This is a genomic window from Acetomicrobium sp. UBA5826 (genome assembly GCF_002433005.1).
Lineage (GTDB): Bacteria > Synergistota > Synergistia > Synergistales > Acetomicrobiaceae > Acetomicrobium.
Window position 1 is genome coordinate 37,424 of the sequence record NZ_DJHF01000016.1, and the last position, 21,693, is coordinate 59,116.

The window sequence follows — 21,693 nt, forward strand, 5'->3', positions numbered from 1 at the left end:
AAAACATGGATCGATCGGTGCCGATAGTGTTGTCTTCGAACAGCCCAAGAAGAAGGAGCTTGCTGAGCGATCTTTTAGGCTGGAATGTTTTGTTCGTATCTCCAGACGTGGAGGAGAATGTCGGTGATTTTAATTCTCCATCTCAGGCCGTGGAGCTTTTGGCCGAAAAGAAGGCCCTCTTTGGAGCAAATCTTTATCCGGAGCATTACGTCATAGGCGCCGATACCCTGGTCTATATGGACGGACGTATCCTGGGCAAACCCTCCTCCAAAGAAGAGGCCCTGGACATGCTTTCCCTCCTCAACGGCTCTACGCACGAGGTCTATACGGGAGTGGCCGTAGCAAAAGCCGGCAGGATAATTTCCGATCATGAGGTCACAAAGGTTACCTTCAGAAGGATGGACATAAAAGCCATTTTGGCCTATCTCGACACCCAGGAAGGCATGGATAAAGCTGGCGCTTACGGAATTCAGGGCAAGGGTGCATTACTGGTGGAAAGGATCGAAGGATGTTATTTTAACGTGGTAGGCCTGCCGCTCGCTACTCTGTCTAAGGCTTTTGAGCGCATGGGTTGGCCCCTCGAGGCCCAGTGGAGGTGTGTCAAGTGAGTTCTTTTTTAAGGAAGCTTTCTTTCGTCCTGCTTTTGTGCGCTGTTGTCTCGGGAATATTGGGCTTGCAATACAGATTCAGGGAAGAAATGGCAAAAAAAGACGTCGCCCTTCTCATGGAATACTCCGATGTGGAGATTATGGCCCGGCAGACAGGTCTTGGCTTTGAGGATATGCTGGATCGACTGCTCGAAAAGGGAATTTCGGCCATATCCTTTAAAGATTTGACGGGAGCGGACCTGCGGGACGGCGATTCGCCCTTTTTGTGGGGCACGTTAAGAGATATTTTGCCCCAAGAGAGGTTCAACGGCCTATCGGGAAAGGCGGCCCTTTTCGTCCCCCTGGAATACGACGATTGGTTTTTCAGAAAGTATTTGCACGCTCGCTTTCCCGGCTGCAAAGTTTATGATGCACCGGGGGGGAGAGTTTATGTCCTCCCTGGGGAGCCAAAGGAGTTTTTGGAAGTGGGCATAGTGCCGGACCCGGAGGCAATGAAGCGTCTCGCCCGACTGGACGTCCCCCTTGTTTACAGGCCCTCTCCCACCTTCGGCATAGCTTCGGAAAATGTGGCCTCGTCCCTTGACCTGCTTTTTGCCTCCCTTTGGAGGCTAAGGGGGGTCTTGCCCCAGGGAACGGTGGTCTTCGGATATCCCGATACGCCTGCCGTCGTAGAAGTCATGAGACGATACGATGCCCTATTGTTGCAGCCGGAGTTCGTCCGTCAAATTGGGGACAACACCTTAAGTTGGCAGTCCTTTCCCAACATACTTCCCCTTCACAGCGTAACTACGCAGGAGGTTATAACAAGAAACCTCTCCCGTCCCGTCCTGGTGGAACGCTTTGCCAGGGCCGCAAGGGAGCGTTCCGTGAGGGTTTTGCTGCTCAGGCCCTACGATATCGCCTCCGCCCCCTGGATCGACAGTTTCGAGGAAGATCTGCTCTCTCTGAAAGGTTTGCTCCAGAGGGACGGCTTTGAGATAAAACTTGGGGAGCCTTACGGGAGCTGGCAGCGAAACATATGGTCTGTGATCGCTTTTTTGGCTGCCAACCTGCTCGTCTTCGCCCTTTTGGTATCCATGGCCGAAGAGCGCTTTAAATCGAAGGGAGTCTTTTTGAAAGCGGCCGCCGTCATAGCAGCGCTTGCCCTTGGAGCAAATTACGCGAGCTTTATTGCCAGGATAATGGGCGCCATGCTCGCTGCCTTTGGCGCTTCCGTCGCAACCGTAGCGGCTCTCGAGGACAAAAAGCCCTTTTACGGGTTGCTTAAGGGTATGGCGCTTGTCCTTGCCGTAGGCCTTGCCCTTTCGTCATTTTTCGGGACACCTCATTATATGCTTCGCCTGCTGACTTTTTCGGGAGTCAAGGCGACGCTTGTCCTCCCGCCGATTTTTGTTTTGCTTTACGATATGACCAAGCGGCGCTATCCGGAAAGCCCGATAGATGTATTGAAACGGCCGCCCCTATGGGGGGAGCTTTTGCTGCTTCTTTTTCTTCTTGCCGCAGCTGCTGTATTATTAATAAGAAGCGGAAACGTCTCCTTCGTGCCAAAGTGGGAGGTGGCCTTGAGGGATGCCTTCGAACGTTACCTGGTGGCTCGGCCGAGAAACAAGGAGATATTCGTCGGCTATCCGGCACTTTGGCTGGCCCTGCTTATTGGTATCATGAAGTCGAAGTATACCCTTACGAGGTTTGGACATCAGATTCACCTCTTGCTTAGGATGTCTTCTTCCCTTGCTTTTGCATCGGCCGTAAACAGCTTTTGCCACTTTCACACGAGGATATATTTCATCTGTTGGAGGGTGTTCAACGGCCTTTGGGTGGGGTCCCTTTTCGGGCTTGTTGTCATAGGAGTCTTTCTTTTGGCCCTAAGGGCTAAAGCCTTTAGGAGGTTATTTTTTGGTGGCGAAGGTATATGATGTAGTGCTTAGTGGATACTACGGTTTCGGTAATCTGGGCGATGAACTCATTTGCCGAGCATTGATAGAAATGGCCCTCAAGGCGGGAATTGGCAAGTCCCGCCTCTGCGTGCTCTCCGCAAATCCTAAGGAGACGTCCGAGCAATTTGGTGTTGCCGCCGTTGATAGATGGAACCTCTTTGAGGTGTTTCGTGCCTTAAGGCAGAGCAGGAGCCTGCTTCTTGGGGGAGGCGGGCTCTTTCAGGATTCTACGAGCCTTAGGTCCTCTTTTTACTACTGGGGTGTGGTCTTTCTTGCCCGAATGGCCGGAGCCCGTCCCTGGGCTTTCGGTCAGTCCCTAGGGCCCTTTCGTTCTAAATTGGCGGCAAAACTCGCTAGAAACGCCTTAAAGCATTGCAGTCCCAGGTACGTCAGGGACGATAATTCGGCAGCGCTCCTTTCATCCTGGGGGCTTGAGTTTTTTTTGGCGCCCGATGCCGTATTCGCACTTTCTTTCAAAGAAGCCGCAAAAACCTCGGCCGGGGACGTTTTAGTTTTCAACGTGAGGCCCTTGCCTCAAAGAGAGGAAGGGGTAAAATTGCTGGTGCGGGAAGCGGAGCGATTTGCTAAAATGCAAGGATATAAGCTTAGGGCGGTGTGCATGGCCGAGGAAGATCTGGAGGAGTTGAAGGCTTCAGGCGTTAGCCCCGATTGCGAGGTTTTTTTGCTGAAAAAGGCCGGTGACGTAGAGCCTGCCTTTGAGGGAGCGGCAAAGGCAGTAGGGATGAGGTTGCATTTTTGCCTTCTTGCCCTGCTGAAAGGCATTCCCCTGGTCGCTTTTCCCTACGATCCGAAGGTAAGGTCCTTTGCCCTGACCTGGAATATTCCCCTTTGGGAGAGAGGCGAAAGATTTGACTCCCTATTTTTGGAGGCACGGTCGGCCGAAGGGCAAAAGGTTGCCGAGGCGGAAGAAGCGTTGCGGAAAAGTTTCGATTCGGCTTTAAAGATTGCGTTGGGAGATGAGGAGCATTGGAACGTGAACAGGAGCTGAAGCTGCGCCGTATAGCCCTGGATATAAGAAAGGACGTATTGCGCATGATATCCATGGCCGACTCGGGCCATTTGGGATCGGCCTTTTCCTGCGTGGACATTTTGGTTTATCTGTATTTTTATCTTATGAATATAAATCCTGATGAGCCTGGATGGCGGGAGAGGGACAGGTTCGTCTTGAGCAAGGGGCATGCCTGTCCCAGCCTTTATGCCGTCTTGGCCAGAAGGGGGTATTTCGAGAGACAGGAGCTTTGGAACTACAGGAGATTGGGATCGTTGCTGCAGGGCCACCCCGCATACATGACTGCCCTTGGAATAGACGCGCCGTCGGGATCTTTGGGCATGGGGATCGGGATATCCTGCGGAATGGCCCTTGCTTTGAGAAAAACTTCGCCCCAAAGCAGGATTTACTGCCTGGTGGGAGACGGCGAGCTTCAGGAGGGCTCCTGTTGGGAGGCTTTGATGACGGCTTCCCATTGGAATCTCGATAACCTTTATGTGATCGTTGATCGAAACGGCCTTCAAATGGAAGGAAGGACGGAAGAGATAAAGGCCCTGGAACCTCTTATAGAGAAGTTCCAGGCCTTCGGATTTTTCAGCAGCGAGACCTGCGGCCATGATTATCCTTCCATCGATAGGGCCTTCGCCGAGGCATCGGACAGCAGGGGAATGCCTAAAGCCATAATCGCCCGTACCAAGTGGGGAAGGGGCGTTACTTTGGCAGAAAGAGGGGATATTCCCGTAAAGGCCAGCCTCACCAGAAACGACGTAACCTTGTTGCTCGACGAGCTCAACAAGGAGTTGGTCTCTTTGGACGGGGAGGAGCGATCATAATGGAGAGAAAAAGCACACGCGAAGCGCTTAAAGATGCCTTGCCTGAGCTTGCCGGGCTCGACGAAGGCGTTGTGGTGATTGATGCCGATGTCGCTTCCTCCACTTACACCAAGACCTTTGCGGAGGAATTTCCCGACCGATATTACAACGTGGGCATAGCGGAACAAAACATGGTGGAAGTCGCAAGCGGCATGGCTCTGGCGGGAATGAAGCCCTACGCCGTCGCCTTCTCTTCTTTTTTGGCCGGGAGGGCCTATGATCAGATAAGGTGCTGCGTCGCCATGCCCGATTTGAACGTAAAACTCATAGCCACCCATGCTGGCATCACCGTGGGGGAGGACGGCGGGACCCATCAGATGCTCGAGGATTTGGCTTTGATGAGAGCCCTTCCCAACATGACGGTAATGGTACCGGCCGATTACTGGTCGGCTCGCGATTTGATAGTCTCTTCCTTCAAATACGATAAACCCCTCTACATCAGGCTGGGGCGCATGGACGTTCCTCTTTTTTATTCGCCCAAGGAGGAATTTAAGCCGGGCGGGGGAAAGATCGTCAGGGAAGGCAGGGACGTCACCGTCATCGCCTGTGGTATTATGTTGTTTGAGGCCTTGAAGGCAGCCGAGATACTTGCCCGTCAGGGCATAGAGGCCGAGGTGATAGATTGTTATAGCGTTAAACCTTTGCCGGAAGACCTCATACAGTCCTCGGTAAGAAGGACGGGGTGTTGTGTTGTTGCCGAGGAGCATAATCAGGTAGGAGGCCTTTACGGCGCTGTAGCGGAAAGCCTCGGAATAAATTATCCTGTTCCCCTGAGGTTCGTCGCCATAAGGGATCGCTTTGGAGAAAGCGGGGCGCCTGCGGAACTTCAGGAGTACTATTCCCTAACCCATAGGGAGATAGTCGGGGCTGTCGCTCAAGTCTGGGCAACCAGAAGGCGGTGATAGAATGGACATAAGGATGGCCGGTGTGACGAAGATCTTTCACCCCGACATAGTAGCTTTGGAGGACGTGTATCTCAACGTAAAAAGGGGCGAATTCGTCTATTTCGTCGGGCACACCGGTTCGGGAAAGACCACGCTTCTGCGTATGTTAAACAGGGAGCTTTCTCCTTCGTCGGGGCAAATCATTGTCGGAAAGTACAACTTGAGGAAGATGAGATTGGGACAGCTTCCCTTTTACAGGAGGCAGGTCGGTGTGGTCTTTCAGGATTTCAAGCTTTTGCCCCATCTCAACGCAGCTGAAAACGTCGCCTTTGTCTTGGAGGCCATAGGCATGCCCGGAAGGCAGGTCGCAGAGAGGGTCAAGGCCATATTGACCAGGCTGGACCTTTGGAAGAGGCGTTTTTTGTATCCCGAGCAGATGTCGGGAGGAGAACAGCAGAGGTTGGCAATAGCCAGGGCTGTGGTGAACATGCCCTCGCTTTTGATAGCCGACGAGCCCACGGGAAATCTCGATATGGAGACGGCCGAGTCGATAATGGACATCCTTTTTTCGATAAACGCCTCGGGGACGACCGTACTGATGGCAACCCACAATCAATATGTTGTCGACGCCTTCAGGGCGAGGGTGGTCAGGTTAAGCAGGGGGCGAATCGTAAGCGACGAGCCGAGAGGAGAGGTGGAGCTCTATGGCGACCTTTAAGTATATAATAAGAGACACGATGAGGTTGCTGACACGCCATTTTGGCGTCGTTCTACTGACGCTCGTTACGGTGGTGGCGGTCTTTTTAGCCGTGGGGATGAGCATCCTGCTTTCCGTAAATGTAGCGTCCCTCGCCTCCCAGATCGAAAGCGACCTCACCGTAGAGGCATATCTCAAGGATCAGGAAGCGAGGTCGGCGGTCCTTGAAAAACTGAAAAACATGCCTGAAATCAAAGAGGTGCGCTACATATCTCCCGAAGAGGCCTTGAAGCGCCTGGACGCCAAGATCGGCCAGGGAGAACAGATAATATCTCTTTTAGGTGACAACCCCCTTCCGCCGAGCGTCATCGCAACGGTGGACAGGGCAGAGAACCTGTCCCCCATTGCGCGAGAGATAGAGGCCTTTCCGGAGGTGGAAGACGTAATATATGCAGGAGAGGTAGCGGAGCGGCTGGCTTCACTGGCTTATTTTTTAAACAGGTTCGCCATGGCCGTGTTCTTCGTGGCGCTGCTTACGAGCCTCGTTATTATGATGAACACCATCAGGATTGCTCTCTACTCCAGGCGAGAGGAGATAGCCGTCATGCTTTTGGTGGGTGCCACTCCAAGCTACGTATCACTTCCTTTTCTCCTGCAGGGCGTCATATTGGGGGGAGTTGGAGCGTTGATAGCCCTTTTTTTACTGCTCAGGGCCTACAGATGGTTAATAGATGTTTTGTCAAGGGTATTGCCCTTTTTTACCATGCTCGATTCGCCCGATATATCTCTTTGGCTTTTTTGTCTCCTTGTAGGCGGCGGGGTGGCGCTTGGGTGGCTGTGCAGTTGGACGGCTGTGTATAAATATGTCCGCAGGGCTTTAAAACCAAGATGAAAAAATTGAGAGGTGAGGGCGGTGAATTTTGAGAGAAAGAAGCTCCCTGTTTGTTTCGTCTTTATTTTCGCCCTTTTTTTGGGCATCCTGGCTTTGACCGGTCCCTCTTTCGCCGATGATCTCGATGCCCGAATAAATCAGGAACAGCAAAAGCTCGAATACATACAGAAAAAGATCGAACAACACAAAAAGGAAGCAGCTTCCTACGCGAAAAAGGAAAAAAGCCTCCTCGCGGAGCTTGAGGAGATAAACCAAAAGGAGGAGGTCGCCAGGCAGAAGATAAAGGTCTTGGAGCTGAAGGAAAGAAAGCTCAACGAAAGAATAAAGGAATTAAGCAAAAAGATCGAGGAAGAAGAGGCGCTTCTGGCCAGGGCGAAAAAGGCTTTGAGCAGTCGCGTGGTTAGCCTTTATAAGTTCGGTTCGGTGAGCCAGTATAAGCTGCTTTTCTCGGCAAGAAACGTGCAGGAAGCCATGAGCATGAGCTATCTTCTTGGAAGGGTCGCCAAGGCCGACAGCGAACTTATAGGTGAAGTCAGGGAAAGGAAACGCTCCCTCGAGGAATCCAAGGCTGAACTTCAAAGGCAAAAACAGGACCTTTTGGCCAACAAGAAGGACCTTGAGTCGGAGAGAAAAAAACTGCTTCAGGCGCAAAGCCAACAGAAAAAACTTATTTCGGACATAAGGCAGCAAAAGAGCCTTCACGAGAAGGCCACTGCCGAGCTTGCAGCTTCCCAAAGGGAGCTTCAGGAAAAGATAAAATCCCTCATCGCTGAAAAAAGGCGAAGGGCAGCTGCTTCGAGCGGCCGAACTACACTGGTCGCGCCGAAGGGCAAACTGCTCTGGCCGGTAAGGGGGAGCATAAACGACAGATACGGGACGCGGGTCCATCCTGTTTTCAAGACGAAGACGGTGCATACGGGGATTGACATCGGCGCTGCTCACGGCACGCCCGTGAAGGCAGCGGCGAGGGGGGAAGTCCTCTTTACGGGTTGGCTTAAAGGTTACGGACAGGTTATAATACTTGATCACGGCGGCGATATGACTACCGTTTACGCCCATCTTTCCGCCATAAACGTGAGGGAGGGGCAGGTCGTAAACCAGGGCGCCGTCATAGGAAGGGTGGGAAATACCGGCGTAGCCACCGGCCCGCATCTTCACTTCGAGGTTCGCATAAACGCCAATGCAGTTGATCCTCTTAGATATTTGCCATGATGCAAATGAAGGCGAGGGATGGGAGTGAAAAAGTTCATTAGCAAGAAAAAGGGATTCCTATTAGGGCTGCTGCTCCTGATTCTTTTCGGCAGCTTAGGCCTTCTCGTAACTGGGGCTAGGGGTGAGTTTCAGTTCAAGGACATACTTCCCTTTGAGGCCCAATACGTATGGATGATGAAGCAGACCAGGTCGATCCTTGAGACCTATCATGTGAATGACCAGAATAAAAAAAGCGATGAAGAGCTTTTCTACGGCGCCATGAAGGGGATGGTGTCAGCTTGGGGAGATCCCTACAGTAGATTTGTCGATCCCGACGAGTTAAAACAGGAAGAGATAGATATCGAGGGAGAATATGGTGGCCTGGGCATATACATAGGAAGCAAGGACGGCAAAATCCTCGTAATAAGCCCTATAGAGGGCACCCCTGCCCACAGGGTTGGCTTAGAGCCCATGGACGAGATAGTCAAGGTCGATGACGATATCGTATTGGGCTGGAACATAAACGATGTGGTCAAGATGTTGCGCGGAGAGCCTGACACTAAAGTCACCATTTGGGTCAGGCGCGAAGGGCACGACGAGCTTTTAAAATTTGAGATGACCAGGGAGCTTATAAAGATAGATTCCGTGAGCCAGAAAAGGCTGACGGGCGACGTTGCCTATATCAGGATTTCCCATTTCACGCAAAAGACACCTGAAGAGATGAAAAGCGCTTTAAAGGTAGCCCGGGATACCCAGGCGAAGGGGCTTGTTTTGGATTTGAGAAACAATCCCGGCGGCTTGCTCGACGCCTGTGTGGCCGTGGCGGATTATTTCCTCGATGGCGGCGAAGTGGTGAGCATACGAGGGAGGGTCGATAGGGCCAACGAGGTCTTTAATGCCAACCCCGGTGCGCTCTTTAAAGGTCCCGTTGCCGTCTTGATAAACGAAGGAAGCGCCAGCGCCTCAGAGATAGTTGCAGGGGCATTTAAAGACAGGGACAGAGCTGTCCTCGTCGGCGAAAAGAGCTTCGGCAAGGGGTCAGTTCAGACCCTTTTTAAACTTCCCGACGGTTCGGGCCTTTTCGTCACAATTGCCAGGTACTACACCCCTTCGGGCGTCGTGATAGACGGGGTGGGCATCGAGCCCCACGTTAAGATAGAAGGAAAGTATACGGGAAAGCTCGAAGACGACGAACAGCTCAAGGAAGCGCTGAAAGAAGTCGAAGCTTTTTTAGTTAAAGCCAAAGAGGCCAAGCGGTAGGAGATGAACTTTTCGAAAAAACACCTTTGGACGATCTTGCTTTTCGTCATGGCGACTGGGCTAGGATTGATCTTTGCGGCCACAAGAGAAGATGTGTCATCGAAGGACCATCCGACAGCGACTGTCAGGGCGGAAGTAAGTGACAGCTTATCTTCTGCTAGCGGCGAAAAAGTCACCGTAGATCCAAATACAGCAGAGGATGGACATCTCCCAGAAAGGGGAGAGGAAAAACAGGCCTTGACTGAGGAACCCCCAAAGGCAAAATCTTTGAAGGGTGCCTATCTTGCTATAGTCGTCGATGATTTGGGTTTTTCCTATGCCAGGGCCGAGGAGCTTGCCGGGCTGAAGATTCCCCTGACCTGGGCAATAATACCCTTCCAGAGGAGCAGCAAAGCTACGGCAGAGTTGGCGAGAAAAAAGGGCATCCCCTTTCTCGTACACGTCCCTATGCAGGCTTTCGGGGACAAGGAAAGTCAAAAGCATCTCGTAGCCCTTTCCATGGATGACGAAAAGATAAGAAGAAACGTAAGGGAGGCCTTAAAGTCTCTTCCGGGCGCCATCGGCGTGAACAACCACAGGGGCTCTGCGGCGACTTCCGACATGAGGGCGATGAGAGCTCTCATGGAAGAGCTGAGACAGGATAACATGATATTTTTGGACAGCAGGACGGCGGCTTCTTCCGTAGCAGCCATAGAGGCGAGAAAGGCGGGCATTTTTGCCTTGGAAAACGGAGCCTTCATCGATCATCTGGAGGACATTAAGTTCATGTGGTCCCAGCTTGAGCGTGCGGCGAGTCAGGCGCAGAGGCGGGGTTACGCCGTCGCCATATGCCACGCCCGCCCCGTCACATTGACTTTTTTAAATCAACTGGACTCGAATCCCGACATAGGTGTAAAATTAGTGACCGTCGACGAACTCGTTCGTATTTTATCCAAATCTCACGGCAATTAATCGCGTTTTTAATCCCACCAAATTCAAGGAAGGGATGTGTAAAAATGAAGGGCAAGGCAGAAGTAATCCTAGGAATGCAATGGGGCGACGAAGGAAAGGGCAGGGTCGTCGACGCCATAATGTCTAAATGCGATGTGGTGGTTCGTTATCAGGGAGGAGCTAACGCAGGGCATACCGTCATAGTAGAGGGCAAGAAATACGTCTTTCACATCCTCCCTTCGGGGATGCTCTATTCCGGAAAGACCTGTGTTGTGGGAAACGGCGTGGTTATAGACCCCGACAGGCTTTTTGAGGAGCTTGACGAGCTTTCCTCTCAAGGCATGGACAGGGCAAGGCTGATCGTCAGCGGTTCCGCTCACGTCGTGATGCCCTATCACAAAATATTAGATCAGCTGGAAGAGAAGAGCCGAAGGGACGAAAAACGCATTGGAACGACGGGGCAGGGCATAGGCCCCTGCTACGTGGACAAGTTCAACAGGACGGGCATCAGGGTTTACGACCTGATGCATCCCGAGACACTTCGTGAAAAGCTGGATTACATCCTCGGCTTGAAAAACCAGATAATCACAAGGATATACGATGAAAAGCCCATATCCTTCGATTCCGTTTTCGAAAGGGCCATGGAGTGGAAGGAGCGCCTCTCCCTTTACGTCGGAGACAGCTCGCTGGTCGTGGCCAATGCCCTGGAGGAAGGAAAAAGGGTGCTTTTCGAGGGCGCCCAGGGCACCATGCTGGACATAGATCACGGAACCTACCCCTACGTGACGAGCTCCAATCCCAGCTGTGGAGGGGTTTTTACGGGTACGGGTGTGGGGCCGAAAGGCGTGGACAGAATTATAGGAGTGGCCAAAGCCTATTGCACCAGGGTCGGCGAGGGGCCCTTCCCGTCGGAGGATTTTGAAGATAAGGGCAACTTCCTTAGAGAAAAGGGCAAAGAGTTCGGCGCCACGACGGGACGGCCCAGGAGGTGCGGCTGGCTCGACATGGTGGCCTTGAAGTACGCCATCAGGGTCAACGGCGCTACCCATTTGGCATTAACTAAGCTTGACGTTCTGTCAGGCCTCGAGGAGATAAAGGTTTGCGTCGCCTACGAACAGGAGGGCAGACGGTTCGAGGAATATCCCGCCGATACGGAGATTTTAAATTCAGTAAAGCCTGTTTATAAGGCCTTCAAGGGCTTCAGCGAAGACACTAGCAAGGCTAAAACCATGGAAGACCTTCCATTGGCAGCACGAGACTACGTTAAATTTATAGAAGAGGAGACGGGCCTTCCCGTCATAATCCTCGGCGTCGGTCCTGACAGAAGGGAAACCATATACAACGAGTAGAATGAAGGTCATGTAGACATGTCCCGAGGCAAAAGATTGAAAGCGGTGTTCGTAATAAGCGACGGCATTCGCGGGCACGTCAACCAAAGCCGCGGCGTCGCTCATTTTCTGTCCCTTATTACCGGGTGCGAGGTGCGGGAACTGGAGGCAAGACCTGCGGGATTTCTTGTAAAAATTAAGGCCAAAAGGGCAATCGATAAAGAGGGTAACGGAAAAGCGCTTGTGCGTTGGCTTAAGGGGACAGGAGGGGTGTCTTTCCAGGAAGCCGTAAAAGAAACCTTACGCTCCCTCAACGCGGCGGGCGAAGAGGTGCTTTTTCTTTCCGCAGGAAGCGGAGTTGCGCCCCTTTGTCTCTCTTTGGGACGGCTTTTTAAGGGCGGGTGCGCTACTATAATGACTCCCGCCGTGCTGGGGACGAGGCCCTTTGATTTTGCCGTCGTCCCGGAACACGACTTCCCGAAGTCTTCTAAAAACGTCCTGGTCACCCTGGGAGCCCCAAACTTCGTCACCGAAGAAAAGATAAGACAGGAAGCCGAAAGGCTAAAAGAGCTTTTTCCTCCCCGTTTTGAAAAAAGGATAGGGCTTCTTTTGGGGGGAGACGACGGAAACTACCGCATCACGCCCCGCTGGATCGAAGGAGTCGTAAAGCCTGTATTCGAGTATGCCGATAAAAACGGAGCCGACCTTTACGTTACGACCTCCAGGCGCACCTCCGAAGAAAGCGAAAAGGCCCTGGAAGGCCTGGCGCAAAAACATCCCTGCGTCAGGTATCTCTGTCTGGCCTCCCGCGATCCCTACAACCCTCTTTACGGCATCTTCGGCCTTGCCACCCACCTTTTGGCCACCGAGGACTCCGTATCCATGGTATCCGAGGCAGCGACTGCTGGCTTTCGGGTGGGCGTCCTTTTGGCGGAACGCAAAAAAAGCGTAAAAAGACTTGCCGAAGGCTTTTGCAAACATCTTGTCGACTGGAAAATTCTGTCGGCCGGGTGCCTCTTCGGCGTGCCGAAATTCGTCCTGGCCATAGAGAGGTTTTGCGAGCGAGGTCTCGCCTGCTTTATAAAAGACTTTGCCGACTTCGAAAGTTTCGTCGAAGGAAGTTTTTCGGGCAAACACGGCGTGCAGTTTTGCGAGGCTAAAAGGGCGGCAGAATGGATTGCCTCAGCTTGGGAAGAAGGGGAGTCGACAAGGTGAAAAGGGAGTTGCTTAAGGTAATTCAGATGCTTCCGGAATTGCACGAAGGCGGTGTGGAACGCCACGTGTTGTGGCTTTCGGGTGCGCTGGCAAAGCAGGGTCATGAGGTCATGGTCGTAAGCAAGGGGGGAAAGCTCGAAAAGTTCCTCGACGAAGCGGTAAAGGTATGGCACCTTCCCGTTCACGCCAAAAACCCCTTTACCGCTCTTTGGTGTGCTTTGCTCGTCGCCCGAAGGGCAAGAAAGGAAGGCTGGCAGATAATTCACGCCCACTCGCGCGTTCCCTTTTGGATCGCTCGGTGGGCAAGCTCTTTTAGCGGCGTTCCCTGGGTCGCGACCACTCACGACACCTTTAAACATTCCTTTGTTTTGCATCCTTTAAAAAAAGCCTGTGCGGCTATAAGTGTGAGCCATTCGGTTAAAGAGCATTTGAGTTCATACCTTCCCGAAAGGACTTATGTAATATACAATGGACTGCTGCCTACGGAGAAAAGTTGGCAGGGAAGTTTGAAAGACGATCCATTTAAGTTTCTCTTTATTGGTCGTCTTACGTCCAGAAAGGGTTTGCAAGTTGCTTTAAAGGCTTTGGCAGGTGTAGAGGAGAAGTGGGTTTTAGATGTTGTGGGCGATGGACCTAAACGGGAGGAACTTGAAAGGCTAAGCGTTGATCTGGGGATTGAGGATAAAGTCCGCTTTTGGGGCTTTCGAGAAGATACTGATGAATGGCATGCCAGATGTTCCTGCTTCTTATTCCCCTCTCTTGAGGAAGGAATGGGCATGACCTTAATGCGTGCCATCCAGATGGGCGTTCCCGTTTTGGCGTCGGATCTTCCTCCAGTGAGGGAGTTATGCCTTAATCCTGATACTTTATTAAGGCCTGGAGACGAACAAGCTTGGAGAGAAGCACTTAAGCTTTTATTATCAGAAAGGAAATCTGTTCAAGATTTTGACCGGAATAAAATACGCTCAGTTGCAGAGATGGCCGAGCTTGTCTTTGAAGTATATCGAAAATGTACATTTAAAAGTTCTGTAATTTAATTTCTTTTAATTTAGAATGAAAGACTTAAATACAAAGCTTAGGGGAGTTATGTGCGCACATGTTGATGACAGTAAAAGAATGGCCTACGTCAGTATCTGGACATGATTTTACGATACGTTTATTTAAGATTGAACCGAACGATTATCCTGAAGAGCTTTATAGTCCATGGTATGAGGACCCCCTATACAAGACTTTGGATGTAAAGAGGATATTAGTATACGTGGGAGGTGGTGGAATTGGCGACATAGTGATGATAAACCCCTTCTTCAACACTTTAAGGCAGGCATGGCCCGAAAGCCATATCACCTGGATAGGAGGTTTTACCAACTTCGTTAAGTGTTTGTTGCAGGATAACGGACTTATAGACGACGTGCTTTATAGTGTAGTAAGAAAACACAGGCCTTCTGCTTTTCCCGAGTACACCAAGTGGTGGCGCGAGGGAAGGCGAATTGGCGAGGTGGATTTATTTATAGACACCCAACGTCAGTTCGTACCGTCTTTGCTTTTTTCTTTGTGCTTTAAATATAGACATCGCATAGGCTACTCGAGCAAATGTTTCTTCAGCGACTGGAAGTTCGAGGAGCCCGACAGGCACATGGTGCATGACAGCTTTCAAACTTTGATCCTGGCAAGAAGGCTTGGCATCAAACCCCCCGATCCGCTGCACCGCATTGTCATACCCGGAAACTTTGAGCAGATTGCCGGTGATCTGTGGGAAAGATATGGCTTTGGCGAGGCCGTTGCCATGTTTCCCTACAGCGCCAGGCCAGTAAAGGATTGGGACAGCGAATATTTCGTTTTCCTGGGCCGCATGCTGCTTAAAGAGGGCTTCAGGGTGCTTTTGTTCGGCGGTCCCAGGGAATTTGAAAAATTAAGGAACCTGGCCGATCTCATGGGCAAAGGAGCTTATGTCCCTTACCTTCTAACGGATCTTTCGATAGACCAGGAAATGTATCTTTCCATGGCTTTGCTTAAAAGGGCAGCTTTAACCCTATCGGTGGATTCGGGCGGGGCCCATTTGTCCGCCGCCTTGGGCACGAAGACATTGGTGATCAGTTTGCTATCGCGCGTCAATAAGTTTATGCCTGTGGGGAGGCAGGTTTGGAGCATTTATCCCGGGATCGAGTGTTCGCCCTGTCCCGACAGAAACATGAAGGCCTGCGGGGGAAAGCGTTGGTGCGCAAAAGGGATTACGCCGCAGATTTTATACGAGGCTGTAGCAATGTTGCTTGCAGGCGAGGAGGTGGAGCAATGAAAAAGATCCTTCAAGCCATTGACGCGGGAGGCTGGGGTGGTGCCGAAAAGGTAGTTGTTATGATATCAAACGGGCTCGCAGGTATGGGCTATGACGTGGAAGTCTGGGTCAGAAGGGGCTCCCTCTTGGTAGAGCATTTGTCTTCCGAGGTCAAAGTCAGGGTTGTGCCTTTTTTTAACGATTACGAGCCAATCACACCATGGCTCTTCGCTAGAGCGCTTAAAACGCATGATATAGTTAATGTGCATTTAGGACGTGCAGCTAAGTTGAGCGGATATATTATGCCTTTTCTTTCTGCGGAATTCAAAAAGAGATTATTTTGTCATATGCATTCGTATCACAAACCGAAGCACTACAAGGGACATAAGCAGATTATATGCGTGTCTAAAGCGGTAGAAGATTATGTCAAAAAGGCTATGCCCTGGGTAGAGCGGACTTGGGTAGTTTATAACGGGATTGACATAAAAGACGCAAAAAATGTAACCCCTTTGTTTTCTAAGGATGATCATGTATTACGAATAGGACTTTTGGCTACTTTTAAGGCTCAAAAAGGACATTCCGACTTGTTAAAAGCCTTTGCAAAAATTTGTGATTGTTTCTCAGTTGAACTGATGCTTGGCGGTGACGGTCCATTGTTGCAAGAAATGAAAAACCTTGCGGGTAGTCTTGGCATATCGGAAAAAGTCAAATTTATAGGCCATATCCCTCCTGATGAAGTATTCAACTTTTGGAGGTCTTTGGATGTAGCATGTGTTCCCTCAAATGTTGAAGGATTTCCTTTATCTTTGCTTGAAGCAATGGCCTGTGGATTGCCAATTGTTGGGTACGAAGAACCTGGTATTAAAGAAGCTATAGGCGATATGGGTATATTGCTTCCCGTGGGAGACATTGACGGATTAGCTAAGGCTCTTAAGAAAGTCATTGAAGATGAAATGTTGAGGGTTAAATTGAGCGATATGAGTTTAAAGCGCAGTAAACAATTTACAAAAGAAAACATGATTAAACAGATAATTAAAGTCTACGAAGATGCTCTAAATAATAAGGTGTAGTATATAGTACTGGAGGATTTTCAATGAATATGAACAACATAAAAAACAAATGGCCTATGCACGTTTTTTTTATAAGCCAAGGTATTACTTTGTTCGGAGTGGGTTATGCGACTTTACCGTTGTTGATTTTACTCTTTTGGCTTATTTATAGTGTCAGGAAAAGCAAGAATATTATTATAAGGGATTTGACAAAGAACAATACAATTCAATGGATTGTTTTTTATTATTTGCTGTTTGTAGTAGCAGTTATTGTTTCTGATATTGTGATGAACGGTAATTTTACGGATCTTGATGGTCCTTTGTATAAAATGGCCATTGGGATATATATGCTGCTCGGATATTTAATAGCCAGATCTTTCTCTTCGGAAGAAATTCAGAGCACGGCTCATTATTGGGTTGTATTTTGGTTATTAGTATTACTCGCTTTTATAATAATCTATTATAAAGGAATATACAGATACCACCATGGAATATTTGCTTCTCCACATATTCTATTCAGTGGTTTGATAATGATAAGTTTAATAAATATGGCTCATATAATTGAAAATATTAACATCAAAAATAATATATATTTATTTTCATGTATTTTAGTTTTATTCTCTTTTATTTTATCCTATAGATATTCTACTTCAGACGTTTTAGCTCATTTATATCTAACATGTGCATTTATTATGTTGATATTATCTACAAAAAAAATGGCGATGTATTTAGTTAGCTTTTTAGTATTTGCTTTAATAATATTTTTTGCATTCAACCCTGATGTTTTCGCGCAATTTAAATCTGTTGATGTAACTCATCCGAACTGGTGGATGGAAATCCTTAATGAACGGGAATATGTATGGAGTGCAACTATAAGAATGATAGGCCAACATCCCATTTGGGGTGTAGGGTCAGGAAACTTCAGAACTGTATGTGGGGCAATTTTGGAGGAGATTAATAATACAACTCCCTATACGACATTTGCGCATGCTCACAATTTATTTCTTCAAAATTTTGCTGTTCATGGAGTAATCGCTGGAACAACTTTCGTCGTCTTTCTCCTGGCTATTTTTAGGGCAATATTTAATTCCCCTGCTAATACAACAAATGCGACATTTAGGTTGGCGACACTTGCATTGTGGGCAATATATGTAATTTATGGCTCAGTAGACAATGCCCCTCTCTACGAGGAAATAATTCCTCTGTTCTGGGGAACTGTGGGTTTATTTCTTGGCTCAGCGGCTAAAGAAGGGGTACGTGAGTGATGAAATGTCCGAGAGTCAGCGTGGTAATTCCAGCTTATAATGCTGCTGCTACTATAAGGGGGACATTAAATAGCTTTTTTTCCCAAAGTTTTCGGGATTTTGAGATTATCGTTGTGAACGACGGATCTACTGATAGAACATATGAAATTTGTGAATTACTAAAAAAAGACTCTCCTGCCCCTTTGCATGTGTATATTCAGCCTAATAGAGGCGGAGCAAATGCCAGAAACAGGGGAATTGAATTATCTCAAGGCAAATATATCATATTTATGGATGCCGATGATATAGTAGAAAAGGATTTCATTCAGAAATTGGTGAATGCAATAGAAAGTAAGTCCGTTGTTGATATAGCTTGCTGTTCGTTTGACCTGTTATATGAGGATGGCAGATCTAAGCCTCGTATTATTAAAAGCGCAAAAAAGGTTTTGAGCGGCAAAGAAGCTTTAAACCACCTTTTAAGAGAAGAACTCGAAGTTTGGTCAGGGAGCGCAATGTACAGCCGATATTTGCTTACTCGTTTCAACGTCTTTTTTGACGAAGACGTAATTATGGGAGAGGATATTGACTTTCGATGGCGTGCTTTTTACCATGCACGACAAGTAGCCCTTGTTCCTGATATACTGGTTCATTATATCCAACATAGTTCCTCAATTACACGCGCTTTGGACCCAAATCGTTTTCCCCCTTCAAGTTGGCTCGATCCCCATAAATTTTTAAGTTATTTGGAAGCTATGGGGGAAAAAGATAAGGATTTGTTGCAAACTCTCCGGGGTTACGTGATACCCCTATTTACAGTTAGGAGGTTAAGAAATTATATAACCTACGATATTGAAGATCTTTTTTGGGACAGCCTAAAGATTGAAGAAATAAGAAATACATTAAAACGGGGGTTGGTATCATTCAAATACAATCCTGGGCTGGCCTTAAAGTGTTTTTTATTGCTCTGCTATCCAAAAGCATTTTATGTCCGTTACAAATTCAATAAAAGGAAAATATAGGTGATAGATCTTGGCTGATTACCGTCCCCCCAAAGGCATAGGGGAAGAAAAGATGCTTTTTATACGTTATAGCGCTTTAGGTGACATTGTAAGAGCTATACCCTATGTGGCTGCCATAAAGGAAACTTTTCCATCTTTACACATTACTTGGCTGTTAACACATCCCTACGAAGATTTGATGAAAGGTCAGCCCTTCGTAGATGATGTCATCGTTTGGTACAGGGGCCTTGGCTGTAAGGGTTTTTTTAATATTATTTCAAAAATAAGAAAATCGAGCTTTACTCACTTAGTTTCACTTCAGGGTACAGATCGATCTGCCGTGATAGCTCTGCTGTCGGGCATAGAAAACAGGGCTGGGAGGCACGATTGGGCATCGTTTGTATATAATTTACCAAGGGAGGACTTGCAGGAAATTTTAGGTCGTACAATAAAGATAGACAAATATCGCCGATATTATAAAGTTACTCAGAAGCTTAAAAGTTTGACTGATGCTTTATTAAAGGATCTTAACAGACCACATATTGCCTGCGTGATAGGTGCAAGTAAAAAGGTCAAAAGGTGGCCTGTCTCTAATTGGGTTGGTTTTATAACTATGATCACGTCATTTGGCGGAAGCGCTATTTTATTAGGTCACGGTAGTGATGAAGAAGCTCTAGCGCAAACAATAGAAGATTCGTTGCAAGAAAAACGCAATCATAAAATCCTAAATCTCGTGAGTAAACTAAGGCTTGATGAAATGGCTGCTCTAATAGATGGTTGTGATTATGTCGTGGGTGGCGATACGGGGCCAATGCACTTGGCCTTAGCTCTGCAAAAACCCGCGATAGGACTTTTTGGTCCAACACTGCCAGAACAGGTTGGTTTAAGCGATATAAGATTTAAGCTCATTGTTGATTGTCCTTTGAAGGGTTGTCAAAAATGGGGTTGTAATAGGAGATGTCTTTCGAGCGTACGGCCTGAAAGGGTGTTTGAGATAATAAGGGGTGATTGCGTTTGGTGATCAAGGTGTTACACGCGATTGATGGCCGAGCCTGGGGAGGGGCAGAAAGAGTCGTAGCGATGTTGGCTTCAGGTCTTCGCGAAAGAGGAAATTCCGTCAGCATTTGGACATCCAGAAGGGGCGGTTGTGCAAATATATTTAGAGAAAAACTGAAAAACGATGTTAAAGTGAAAGAATTGCCCCTCTCGAATGATGCTGATATCATATCGATGATACATTTTTATCGTGCTTTAAAAAAGTATGACATTGTTCATATTCACTTATCTCATTCGGCAGTCCTTTGTGCCGTTGCTTTGCTCTTTATGTCAAAATATTATAGACGAAAGGTAGTATGTCATTTCCATGGTTTTATAGCAAACCCTAAACATTATCAAAAGTTCATGCATGGTATTTGCGTTTCTAATGCCGTAGAAAATTTTATTAGAGAAAAGATGCCGTGGATGCGTACGTGGTGTGTGTATAATGGCATTGACTTGGAAGAAGCTCTTGTTTCTTGCCCTCTTTTACCTTCTTCCAATAAAGTCAGAATAGGTTATTTGGCACGCATGAGCGAGGGAAAAGGCCACGAAGATCTAATAAAAGCCTTCGCAAATCTTGGAAGAAGCGAAAATGTTGAATTGTTGATCGGCGGGGATGGTAAACTTATGCCATATTTACAAAACCTTGCCAAAGAGTTGGATCTCGCTGATAAGGTAAAATTTTTGGGGTTTGTGGACCCGAAAGAGGCATTTTCCTTTTGGAAATCAGTGGATATAGCGTGTTTTCCTTCGTACACTGAGGGATTTAGTTTGTCAGTGCTCGAGGCAACGGCTTCACATCTTCCTGTAGTTGCATATGCCAATCCATTTTATTTGGAAGTTTTTGACGGTGCTGCTGTTTTGGTCCCAATCGGGGACATCGCGAAGCTGTCCTGCTCTTTGAAAAAATTGTTGGACAATAAAGATTTGCGATCGCGATATGGAAAGCTGGCCTATGAAAGAGCAGAGAAATTTTCAAAGGACGTCATGGTAGATCGGGTGTTATCAATATATAATGAGATTTTGAGAGGAATGTAGCATGCACGTACTTCATTACGTCGACGAAAACAGGCTGTCCTGGGCGCAGGCCTGGATACAGCTGCTTGAAGCCTTAAGACAAAGGGATATAGAAAACTTCGTCCTATGCCGCCCCGGAGGCACCTTGCAGGACATGCTCGCCGGGCGAAGGTTTACCGCCTCTGCCTGCAAGCCCCTCTTGCCCTGGGCGCCCCCCTTTTGTGTCAGCGTAAAAGACGCAATTAAAAGAGCTAAGCCTGACGTCATCCACACTCGCCTCTCCCAGGCCGCCCTGATAGGCGGATATTGGGGGAGAAAGCTTGACATACCTGTGCTTTGCACCGTAGATAAATACCCCAAGGCCAAGTACTACAGGTACGCTACGCACCTGGCAGCCTGCTCAAGCGATGTGGCAGGCCACATGATCTCCCAGGGCTTTGACGAAAATAAAGTAACGGTGGTCTCAAATCCCATAGACGTCTCCCGTTACGAAAGGCCAAAAGGTTACGTGCCAAAGATGCGAAAAAAATCGGGCACCCCTGAAGAAACTTTCGTCATCTTGGCCGCGGGCAGGTTCGTGGACTGGAAGGGCTTTGACGTGTTGATCAAAGCCTGCGCCGATCTTGCCAAATTTTTCGATTTTCGCCTCTGGCTTGCTGGCGACGGGCCCGAGCGTAAAGACCTACAAAACCTGGCCTCAAAGCTTGCCGTAAAAGACATCACGGCCTTTTGGGGATTTCTTGAAGACATAAGGCCCTTGATGTGGGAAGCAGACCTTTTCGTGCTTCCTTCCAAGACACCTGAGCCTTTTGGCATAGTGGCCTTGGAGGCTGCGGCCAGCGGCCTGCCCCTTGTTGCTACGAAGGCAGGAGGGGTGCTTGACTTTGCCGACGAAACCTGCGGCTGGCTCGTCAAGCCAAACGACCCAAGCGAGTTAGCCGCCGCCATAAAGGATGCCTTAAGCTTTGAGGAAACAAGAAAGGCAAAGGGAGCCTCCGCTGCCAAAAAAGCTTTAAAATTTGACGTCAGTGAAATCGCAGGGCAATATGCGGCTTTGTACCGCAAATTAGGACTTTAGACCTATTGTCTTATCTCAAGCCAATAGCTAGCATATATATCGTAGTGAAGGCTAGAGGTTAGCCTGAGTCAAGATGGGGATTTCCTGAAGGCCTGGTTTTGGCCGCGTTCTCCAAAGCACCTTGACAATATAACCTTGGGTTTGCTTCTAACACCTGCGTCGATCCCCGAAGGC

20 protein-coding genes are annotated in these 21,693 nt (G+C 48.6%); all 20 read left to right on the top strand.

The features are described 5' to 3' along the window. Positions 1 to 5 precede the first annotated feature (5 nt). Genes B3N34_RS04300 through B3N34_RS04395 form a run of 20 tightly spaced genes read left to right on the top strand, consistent with a single transcriptional unit; the run spans position 6 to position 21,519 of the window. Positions 6 to 608 (top strand): Maf family protein, encoded by a 603-nt coding sequence (locus B3N34_RS04300; protein WP_286975241.1) that lies wholly within the window; start codon positions 6 to 8, stop codon positions 606 to 608. Continuing rightward, positions 605 to 2,524, top strand: a complete 1,920-nt coding sequence (locus B3N34_RS04305; RefSeq protein ID WP_286975243.1) for a DUF5693 family protein — start codon at positions 605 to 607, stop codon at positions 2,522 to 2,524. Before B3N34_RS04300 ends, B3N34_RS04305 begins: the two co-directional genes overlap by 4 nt. Further along, entirely contained in the window at positions 2,508 to 3,554 is a 1,047-nt protein-coding gene (gene csaB / locus B3N34_RS04310) for a polysaccharide pyruvyl transferase CsaB (RefSeq protein WP_286975245.1), read from the top strand. The genes B3N34_RS04305 and csaB overlap by 17 nt, the downstream gene beginning before the upstream one ends. After that, a complete protein-coding gene (locus B3N34_RS04315; protein WP_286975247.1) occupies positions 3,533 to 4,387 on the top strand; it encodes a transketolase in 855 nt (284 codons plus the stop codon). The genes csaB and B3N34_RS04315 overlap by 22 nt, the downstream gene beginning before the upstream one ends. Beyond that, positions 4,387 to 5,328 carry a transketolase family protein gene (locus B3N34_RS04320; RefSeq protein WP_286975249.1) on the top strand — a complete coding sequence of 314 codons (942 nt, stop codon included), beginning with the start codon at positions 4,387 to 4,389 and terminating at the stop codon, positions 5,326 to 5,328. Before B3N34_RS04315 ends, B3N34_RS04320 begins: the two co-directional genes overlap by 1 nt. Before the next feature lie 4 nt (positions 5,329 to 5,332). Next, entirely contained in the window at positions 5,333 to 6,028 is a 696-nt protein-coding gene (locus tag B3N34_RS04325; protein WP_286975251.1) for a cell division ATP-binding protein FtsE, read from the top strand. Next, a complete protein-coding gene (locus tag B3N34_RS04330) occupies positions 6,015 to 6,899 on the top strand; it encodes a cell division protein FtsX (RefSeq protein WP_286975253.1) in 885 nt (294 codons plus the stop codon). The genes B3N34_RS04325 and B3N34_RS04330 overlap by 14 nt, the downstream gene beginning before the upstream one ends. Positions 6,900 to 6,920: 21 nt before the next feature. Beyond that, entirely contained in the window at positions 6,921 to 8,111 is a 1,191-nt protein-coding gene (locus tag B3N34_RS04335; RefSeq protein ID WP_286975255.1) for a murein hydrolase activator EnvC family protein, read from the top strand. An 18-nt stretch (positions 8,112 to 8,129) separates the two neighbouring features. Further along, entirely contained in the window at positions 8,130 to 9,350 is a 1,221-nt protein-coding gene (locus B3N34_RS04340; RefSeq protein WP_286975256.1) for a S41 family peptidase, read from the top strand. A 3-nt stretch (positions 9,351 to 9,353) separates the two neighbouring features. Then, positions 9,354 to 10,301, top strand: coding sequence for a divergent polysaccharide deacetylase family protein (locus B3N34_RS04345; protein ID WP_286975258.1), 948 nt, complete (start codon positions 9,354 to 9,356; stop codon positions 10,299 to 10,301). 44 nt (positions 10,302 to 10,345) lie between these two features. Next, entirely contained in the window at positions 10,346 to 11,629 is a 1,284-nt protein-coding gene (locus B3N34_RS04350) for an adenylosuccinate synthase (protein WP_091459850.1), read from the top strand. A gap of 45 nt (positions 11,630 to 11,674) precedes the next feature. Continuing rightward, positions 11,675 to 12,823, top strand: a complete 1,149-nt coding sequence (locus B3N34_RS04355; protein ID WP_286975281.1) for a mitochondrial fission ELM1 family protein — start codon at positions 11,675 to 11,677, stop codon at positions 12,821 to 12,823. Further along, positions 12,820 to 13,860, top strand: a complete 1,041-nt coding sequence (locus B3N34_RS04360) for a glycosyltransferase family 4 protein (protein WP_286975261.1) — start codon at positions 12,820 to 12,822, stop codon at positions 13,858 to 13,860. Before B3N34_RS04355 ends, B3N34_RS04360 begins: the two co-directional genes overlap by 4 nt. 59 nt (positions 13,861 to 13,919) lie before the next feature. Then, positions 13,920 to 15,116, top strand: a complete 1,197-nt coding sequence (locus B3N34_RS04365; protein ID WP_286975263.1) for a glycosyltransferase family 9 protein — start codon at positions 13,920 to 13,922, stop codon at positions 15,114 to 15,116. After that, positions 15,113 to 16,165, top strand: a complete 1,053-nt coding sequence (locus B3N34_RS04370; protein ID WP_286975264.1) for a glycosyltransferase — start codon at positions 15,113 to 15,115, stop codon at positions 16,163 to 16,165. Before B3N34_RS04365 ends, B3N34_RS04370 begins: the two co-directional genes overlap by 4 nt. Before the next feature lie 23 nt (positions 16,166 to 16,188). Beyond that, positions 16,189 to 17,409, top strand: coding sequence for an O-antigen ligase family protein (locus tag B3N34_RS04375; RefSeq protein ID WP_286975266.1), 1,221 nt, complete (start codon positions 16,189 to 16,191; stop codon positions 17,407 to 17,409). Continuing rightward, positions 17,409 to 18,407: a glycosyltransferase family 2 protein gene (locus B3N34_RS04380; protein WP_286975268.1), complete on the top strand. Its 999-nt coding sequence runs from the start codon at positions 17,409 to 17,411 to the stop codon at positions 18,405 to 18,407. The genes B3N34_RS04375 and B3N34_RS04380 overlap by 1 nt, the downstream gene beginning before the upstream one ends. Before the next feature lie 10 nt (positions 18,408 to 18,417). After that, positions 18,418 to 19,407, top strand: a complete 990-nt coding sequence (locus B3N34_RS04385; RefSeq protein WP_286975270.1) for a glycosyltransferase family 9 protein — start codon at positions 18,418 to 18,420, stop codon at positions 19,405 to 19,407. Continuing rightward, positions 19,404 to 20,462 carry a glycosyltransferase family 4 protein gene (locus B3N34_RS04390; protein WP_286975272.1) on the top strand — a complete coding sequence of 353 codons (1,059 nt, stop codon included), beginning with the start codon at positions 19,404 to 19,406 and terminating at the stop codon, positions 20,460 to 20,462. Before B3N34_RS04385 ends, B3N34_RS04390 begins: the two co-directional genes overlap by 4 nt. 1 nt (position 20,463) lies before the next feature. Next, on the top strand, positions 20,464 to 21,519 hold the full coding sequence (locus B3N34_RS04395) for a glycosyltransferase (protein ID WP_286975274.1): 1,056 nt from the start codon (positions 20,464 to 20,466) through the stop codon (positions 21,517 to 21,519). Positions 21,520 to 21,693: the final 174 nt, after the last annotated feature.